The organism is Delftia sp. ZNC0008 (assembly GCF_000799035.1).
Classification (GTDB): Bacteria; Pseudomonadota; Gammaproteobacteria; order Burkholderiales; family Burkholderiaceae_C; genus Comamonas; species Comamonas tsuruhatensis.
In genome coordinates this window covers 1-7,046 of record NZ_JTKZ01000599.1, presented here as the reverse complement: position 1 = coordinate 7,046, position 7,046 = coordinate 1, and the positions used below count along the sequence as shown (strand labels likewise).

4 protein-coding genes and 1 pseudogene are annotated in these 7,046 nt (G+C 69.4%); 4 read left to right on the top strand and 1 reads right to left on the bottom strand.

What is annotated here, in order from left to right:
- Together L995_RS19750 and L995_RS19745 are read left to right on the top strand one after the other, a co-directional pair.
- Window positions 1-728: pseudogene (locus tag L995_RS19750) on the top strand (leucyl aminopeptidase); the annotation flags it as partial.
- A 115-nt stretch (window positions 729-843) separates the two neighbouring features.
- Window positions 844-2,514 carry an ABC transporter substrate-binding protein gene (locus L995_RS19745; protein WP_047473134.1) on the top strand — a complete coding sequence of 557 codons (1,671 nt, stop codon included), beginning with the start codon at window positions 844-846 and terminating at the stop codon, window positions 2,512-2,514.
- 2 nt (window positions 2,515-2,516) lie between these two features.
- On the opposite strand, the gene dmeF is transcribed toward L995_RS19745, so the two are convergent.
- Entirely contained in the window at window positions 2,517-3,554 is a 1,038-nt protein-coding gene (dmeF, locus tag L995_RS19740; protein ID WP_047473132.1) for a CDF family Co(II)/Ni(II) efflux transporter DmeF, read from the bottom strand.
- Window positions 3,555-3,599: 45 nt separating this feature from the next.
- Here dmeF and L995_RS19735 point away from each other — a divergent pair, with 45 nt between their 5' ends.
- Window positions 3,600-3,875 carry a metal/formaldehyde-sensitive transcriptional repressor gene (locus tag L995_RS19735; RefSeq protein ID WP_026062191.1) on the top strand — a complete coding sequence of 92 codons (276 nt, stop codon included), beginning with the start codon at window positions 3,600-3,602 and terminating at the stop codon, window positions 3,873-3,875.
- Window positions 3,876-4,072: 197 nt separating this feature from the next.
- The coding region (locus L995_RS19730; RefSeq protein WP_047473129.1) for a DUF4011 domain-containing protein at window positions 4,073-7,046 on the top strand (2,974 nt) is incomplete at its 3' end.

Below are 7,046 nucleotides of genomic sequence, written 5' to 3'. Positions count from 1 at the left end.
CCGCGTGCTTTGACTCCGGCGGGCTGGACCTCAAGCCCGCCGCAGGCATGCGCTGGATGAAGAAGGACATGGGCGGTGCCGCACACGCCCTGGCCCTGGCCGATCTGCTGATGCAGGCGGGCCTGCCCATCCACCTGAAGCTGCTGGTGCCTGCGGTGGAGAACGCCGTGGGTGCCGGTGCTCTGCGGCCCGGCGACATCATCGAGGCCGGTGACGGCCGGCGCGTGGAGATCGAGAACACCGATGCCGAAGGCCGGCTCCTGCTGGCCGATGCGCTGCACCACGCCATTCGCAGCGCGCCCACGCCGCCCGCGCTGCTGATCGACCTGGCCACGCTCACGGGCGCTGCGCGCACGGCGCTGGGGCCGGACCTGCCCGCGCTGTTCAGCAACCATGACGGCTGGGCCGATGCCCTGCTGGCCCAGGGCCGCGCGCAGGCCGACCCGCTGTGGCGCCTGCCCCTGTGGGCGCCGTACCGCCGCATGCTGCGCTCCGACCAGGCCGACCTGTTCAACGCCGCCAGCACGCCGCAGGGCGGTGCCATCACGGCTGCGCTGTTCCTGGAGAGCTTTGTGCCGCCCGAGCTGCCCTGGCTGCACCTGGACCTGTTCGCCTGGAATCTGGAGGAGCGCCCCGGCCGGCCCAAGGGCGGCGAGGCCCAGGGCCTGCGCGCGCTGTACGCCCTGCTGTCGCAGCGCTTTGCATCTGCGCGCAGCGCATTTGCATAGGCGCAATCGGGCTTTGCGGCGGGCTGGTGGCTCCACACAATCGGCCGTCTGGTGCAGCCGGCGCGGCACCCGCCGCCGCCTTCCTGCGATCTTGTTCCGGCTGCCAGGACACTTCATGACCCAAAGACGCTTCCTGCCTCGCCTTTCCCTGCTGCGCACCCACTTGCGCACCCTGCGAACCTCCGCACTGCTTCCCGCCCTGGCCGCAGCCCTGCTGTGCGCACCGCCCGCCCAGGCCGAAACCCTGCGCTGGGCGCGCTCCACCGACGCATCCACGCTGGACCCGCACGCGCTGAACAACGGCCCCAACCACAACCTGCTGCACCAGATCTACGAGCCGCTGATCATCCGCACGGCCGATGGCAAGCTGCTGCCCACCCTGGCCACGTCCTGGGCGCTGACTGCCGACCCCTCGGTCTGGGAGTTCAAGCTGCGCAAGGGCGTGAAGTTCCATGACGGCAGCCTGTTCACGGCCGACGACGTGCTGTTCTCGCTGCGCCGCGCGCGCTCGGCCACCTCGGACATGCGCTCGCTGCTGACCTCGATCACCGACGTGACCAAGGTCGATGCCTTCACCGTGCACATCAGGACCAACGGGCCCAACCCGCTGCTGCCGGCCAGCCTCATCAACATCCAGATCCTGAGCGCCGCCTGGGCCAAGGCCCATGGTGCCGAGCAGCCGCAGAACGCGCTGGCCAAGGAAGAGAACTACGCCACGCGCAACGCCAACGGCACGGGGCCCTACGTCATCGCCTCGCGCGAGCAGGACACGCGCACCGTGCTGCGGCAGTTTCCCGGCTACTGGGGCAAGGGGCTGTTCCCGCTGGAGATCGACGAACTGGTCTACCTGCCCATCAAGTCCCAGGCCACGCGCGTGGCGGCGCTGCTGTCGGGCGAGGTGGACTTCGTGCAGGACCTGCCCATCCAGGACATTGCGCGCCTGAGCGCCGACCCGCGCTTTCGCATCAACCAGGCCGCCGAGAACCGCTCCATCTTCCTGGGCCTGAACGTGGGCGCCGCCCCGCTGTCGCATTCCGATGTGAAGGACAAGAACCCGCTGGCCGACCTGCGCGTGCGCCAGGCCTTCCAGCTGGCCATCGACCGGCAGGCCATACAGCGCGCCGTGATGCGCGGCCTGTCCGTGCCCACCAACATCATTGCGCCGCCCTTTGTGCACGGCTACGAGAAATCCTTTGGCGCCGTGGGCAAGGCCGACCTTGTCCAGGCCAGGAAACTGCTGGCCGAGGCCGGCTACCCCAACGGCTTCGGCATCACCCTGCATTGCACGAACGACCGCTATCTGAACGACGAGGCCATCTGCCAGGCCATCGCCGGCTTTTTGGGCCGCATCGGCGTGAAGACCGCCGTGTCGTCGCGGCCGCTGGCCATCCAGACGGCGGCCATCAACAACCAGGAGACGGATTTCTACCTCTACGGCTGGGGCGTGCCCACCTATGACTCGGCCTATGTCTTCGACTACCTGGTGCACACGCGCGGCAAGAACGGCCGGGGCAACACCAATGCCACGCGCTACAGCAATGCCGAGCTGGACAGCCAGATCGTCTCCCTGGCCTCGGAGGGCGATGCGCGCAAGCGCGACGCCACCATCCACTCCATCTGGAGCACGGTGCAAAAGCAGCTGATCTACCTGCCGCTGCACGACCAGATCCAGACCTATGCCATGGTGCGCAAGTTCGACATCCCCGTGAACCCGTCGAACACGCCGTACTTCAAGCTGTTCAAGCAGCCCGGTGCGCGCCAGGCTGCGGTGGCCGGCGCGCAATAGGCTCAGTGTGTCGCAGCCGGCTGCGGCCGGTTGACCTCCACCGTGACGTGGACCAGTTCCTCATGCACGCCAAGCAACTGGCGCACGGCATCGGGGTCCACGCCTGCGGGCGCGTCCAGTGCCACGATGCAGGCGTAGCGCGCCTTGCCCACGCGCCAGACATGCAGGTCGGAGATCTGCGCGGCAAACGGCGCCTGGGCGATGGCCTCACGCACCTCGCTGACCACGGGGGCGTGCATCTCGGCGTCCAGCAGCACGCGGCTGCTGTCGCGCAGCAGGCCCATGGCCCATGCCGCCACCAGCACGGCGCCGGCCAGGCCCATGGCCGGGTCCAGCCATCCCAGGCCCCAGGCCATGCCGCCGAACAGGGCGGCGATGGCCATCACCGAGGTGGCGGCATCGGCCAGCACATGCAGGTAGGCCGAGCGCAGGTTGAGATCGCTGTGGTCGCCATGGTCGCCGTGATGGCGGTCGCCCGCGTGGCCGCCGTGCGCATGCCTGCCGTGCCCGTGGTGATGTCCGTGGTCGTGACCGTGACCGTGACCGTGACCATGGTGATGCCCGTGCCCGCCCTTCAGCAGCCAGGCGCAGACAAGGTTGACCAGCAGGCCCAGCGCGGCCACGCCCAGTGCCTGCTCGTAATGGATGGGCGAGGGCGAGAACAGGCGCTGCACCGACTGCCAGGCCATGCCGCCCGCCACCAGCAGCAGCAAGATGGCGCTGGTGTAGCCGGCCAGCACCTCGATCTTCCAGGTGCCGAAGGCAAAGCGCGTATCTCCCGCCAATCTGCGCGCGGCCGCATAGGCGCCAGCTGAGAGCCCCAGCGCCAGCGCGTGCGATCCCATGTGCCAGCCATCGGCCAGCAGCGCCATGGAGTTGAATCCGTACCCGCCTGCGATCTCCCCGACCATCATGGCCGCCGTCAGCCCCGCAGCCAGCATGGCACGGCGCTCGCCCAGCGGGTTGCCTTCGTCGAAACGGTGTGAATGCTGCCTGGGGCTGGCGCCGCCAGCGGTCGAGAGGGATGGAATGCTGCGCATGCAGATACTGTACCCCAGTATATGCAGGCGCCTAGAATGGCCATCATGGCACATACGATTCAGAACAAGAAGCGCTTGCTCACGCGCATCCGCCGCATCCAGGGCCAGGCCCAGGCGCTGGAGCGCGCGCTCGAGGCCGAGCACGACTGCGCGGCCATCCTCCAGCAACTGGCAGCCGTGCGCGGCGCCGTCAACGGCATGATCTTCGAGGTGCTCGAGGGCCATGTGCGCACCCATCTGGCCGATGGCACGGCCGGCGGCCAGGCCCGTGATGACGACGTGGACCTTGTGCTGTCGGTGATGCGCTCGTACATGAAGTGATTGATGAAGTGATGGCCGGCCCTGCGGATTGGCGCTCTCGGCGCGGTTTCCTGCTCTCATTTTTTGCAAACAGTGACCCCTGAAAACCGCCCATCTCGGACACGGCGCCCCATTCGCAGCGGACAATCGTCGGGCCAGGAATATGACGGGATTTCGACAGTTCCCGCCGCCTGCTGGCCAGCCAAGGACTACCGCGCATGACAGAAGACCCCCGCCGAGATTCCCCCGCAGATGCCGCCCCCGCCGCCGCGCAGGCGCCGCAGACGGCCCCGCAGCTGCGCATCGGCACCGTCGCCAAGCTCAATCTCGCCGACTTCCAGAACGCCGTGCCCGCGCTGCTGGAGCTGGCCATCGTCAACGAGGGCGAACTGCCGCTGCAGGCGCTGAGCCTGCACCTGGCCTCGGAGCCTGCCTTCATCAAGCCGCGCACCTGGCGCCTGGAGTCGGTGGCCGCGCACAGCACCTATGCGCTGACCGACCTGGATGTGGCGCTGGACGGCGCCTTGCTCTCGCGCCTGACCGAGGCCGAGCCTGCCGTGCTGCGGCTGGAGCTGCGCAGCGGCCAGCCGGCACAGACGGTGCTGGCCCGGCACGAACACCCGCTGGAACTGCTGGCACGCAACCAGTGGGGCGGCCTGGGGCATTTGCCCGAGATGGTGGCGGCCTTCGTGCAACCCAACGATCCGGCCGTGGACCGCATCCTCAAGGGCGCGGCGCAGGCGCTGGAGGCGGCGGGCAAGTCCGGCGCCATCAACGGCTATGAGCAGGGGCCGCAGCGCGCCTGGGAACTGGCCTCGGCCATCTGGACTTCCGTGCTCCAGAAGAAACTCAACTACGCGCTGCCGCCGGCCAGCTTCGAGCATGCGGGCCAGAAGATACGCGGCGCGTCCCAGGTGCTGGATGCGGGCCTGGCCACCTGCCTGGACCTGACGCTGCTGTTCGCCTCCTGCCTGGAGCAGGCGCACCTGAACCCGCTGCTGGTCTTCACGCGCGGCCATGCCTTCGTGGGCCTGTGGCTGGGCAGGCAGGAATTCTCGACCGCCGTGGTCGATGACATCACGGCCGTGCGCAAGCGGCTCAAGCTGCAGGAGCTGGTGGTCTTCGAGACCACGCTGGCCGCGCAAGGCCAGGCCGTGGCCTTCAGCCAGGCCATTGCCCAGGGCGCGCGCCAGCTGGCCGAAGAGCATGAGGACCAGTTCGAGCTGCTGGTGGACGTTCGGCGCGCACGCATGCAGCGCATCCGCCCGCTGGCGCTGGCCCAGCCGCAGGACGCCGCGCCCGAGGCCGGCGAAGGACAGGCCGAGCCACGGCTCACCGTGGAGCCGCCGCCCGAACTCCTGGCGCAGGCGCAGACACGCGAAGTGCCCACCTCCCAGCTCGATCCCAAGGACAGGCTGGCGCGCTGGCAGCGCCGGCTGCTGGACCTGTCGCTGCGCAATGCGCTGCTCAACTTCAAGCCCGGCAAGAAATCGCTGCTGCTGCAGGTGGCCGCGCCCGCGCTGGAGGACACGCTGGCCCGGGGCCAGGTGCTCAAGCTGCTGCCCAGCCCCGAGCTCATGCAGGGCAAGGACCCGCGCAGCCAGCCATTGCACGAGGCGCGCAGCCTGGAAGACCTGCGCGGCGCGCACGCCGAAGAGGCGCTGCAGCGGCGCGAGGTCTTCATCGACCTGGAGCCGCTGGAGCTGGACAGCCGCTTTGTGGAGCTGTTCCGCGGCGCGCGCAACGCGCTGCAGGAAGGCGGCGCCAACACCTTGTTCGTGGCCCTGGGCTTTCTGGTCTGGAGCCGGCCCGACAAGCCCGATGTGCGCGTGCGCGCGCCGCTGATCCTGCTGCCCGTCACGCTGGAGCGCAAGAGCGCGCGCTCTGGCTTCACGCTGCAGGCGCATGAGGACGAGCCGCGCTTCAACCCCACGCTGGTCGAGATGCTGCGCCAGGACTTCCAGCTGGAGCTGGGCGTGCCCGCAGGCGACCTGCCGCGCGACGAGGCCGGACTGGACATCACCGGCATCTGGGCCCGCGTGCGCGAGGCGATCAAGGACGTGCGCGGCTGGGAGGTCAGCGAGGACGTGGTGCTGTCCATGTTCTCCTTCGCCAAATACCTGATGTGGAAGGACCTGGCCGAGCGCGCCGACCAGCTGCGCAGCTCGCCCGTGGTCGCCCACCTGATCGACACACCGCGCGAGCCCTATCGCTCGGAGATCGCCTTTCCCGACACGCGGCGGCTGGACCAGGAGTTCGCGCCGCAGCAGGTCTTCAGCCCGCTGCCGGCCGATTCATCGCAGCTGTCGGCCGTGATGGCCGCTGCGCGCGGCAAGGACTTCGTGCTCATCGGCCCGCCGGGCACGGGCAAGAGCCAGACCATTGCCAACCTGATCGCGCAGTGCCTGGCCGAGGACAAGCGCGTGCTCTTCGTGGCCGAGAAAATCGCCGCGCTGGACGTGGTCTACCGCCGCCTGCGCGAAGTGGGCCTGGGCGAGTTCTGCCTGGAGCTGCACTCCAACAAGAGCCGCAAGCTCGACGTGCTGGGCCAGCTGCAGAAATCCTGGGACTCGCATGGCCAGGTGGATGCCGAGGACTGGGCTGCCAAGGCGGCCCGGCTGGGCCGGCTGCGCGAGCAGTTGTCGGCCTATGTGGAGCGCCTGCACCGGCGCCACGCCAACGGCTGGACCATCTACCGCGCCATTGGCGCCGTGGCCGGTGGCCAGGCGCTGCCGCGCCTGGGATTTCACTGGCCCACGCCCCAGGCCCATGACGAAGCGGGCCTGGCCCTTTTGCGCGAGACTGCGGGCCGCCTGCAGGCCAATGCCCAGGCCGTTGGCGCGCAGCATCTGAAGGACGGGCCGCTGGCCACGGTGCAGGCCAGCGACTGGTCCGTGCGCTGGCAGCAGCAGATGGTGGATGCCGCCCAGGCCCTGCACGATGCAGGCCAGGGCTTTGCCGAGGCGGCGCAGCAGCTGGGCCGGCTGCTGCGCATCGAGTGGCCGGCGCTGGGACGCCAGGCGCGTTCGGCCCTGGGCGTGATCGCCCGGGCGCTGCCGACGGCCGCAGGCCGCAACCTGGCTTTCTGCGTGCTGCCTGACGGCGCGCGCATGGGCGAATCCCTGCAATCGGGCCTGCAGCTGCTGGCGCAGCACGGTGATCTGTCCGCACAGATGCTGGCGCCCTACGCGG

What these genes read in the sequence shown, in the direction of transcription:
- L995_RS19745 (WP_047473134.1), top strand. Translation starts at nt 844, where the DNA reads ATGACCCAAAGACGCTTCCTGCCTCGCCTTTCCCTGCTGCGCACCCAC.
- dmeF (WP_047473132.1), bottom strand. Translation starts at nt 3,554, where the DNA reads ATGCGCAGCATTCCATCCCTCTCGACCGCTGGCGGCGCCAGCCCCAGG.
- L995_RS19735 (WP_026062191.1), top strand. Translation starts at nt 3,600, where the DNA reads ATGGCACATACGATTCAGAACAAGAAGCGCTTGCTCACGCGCATCCGC.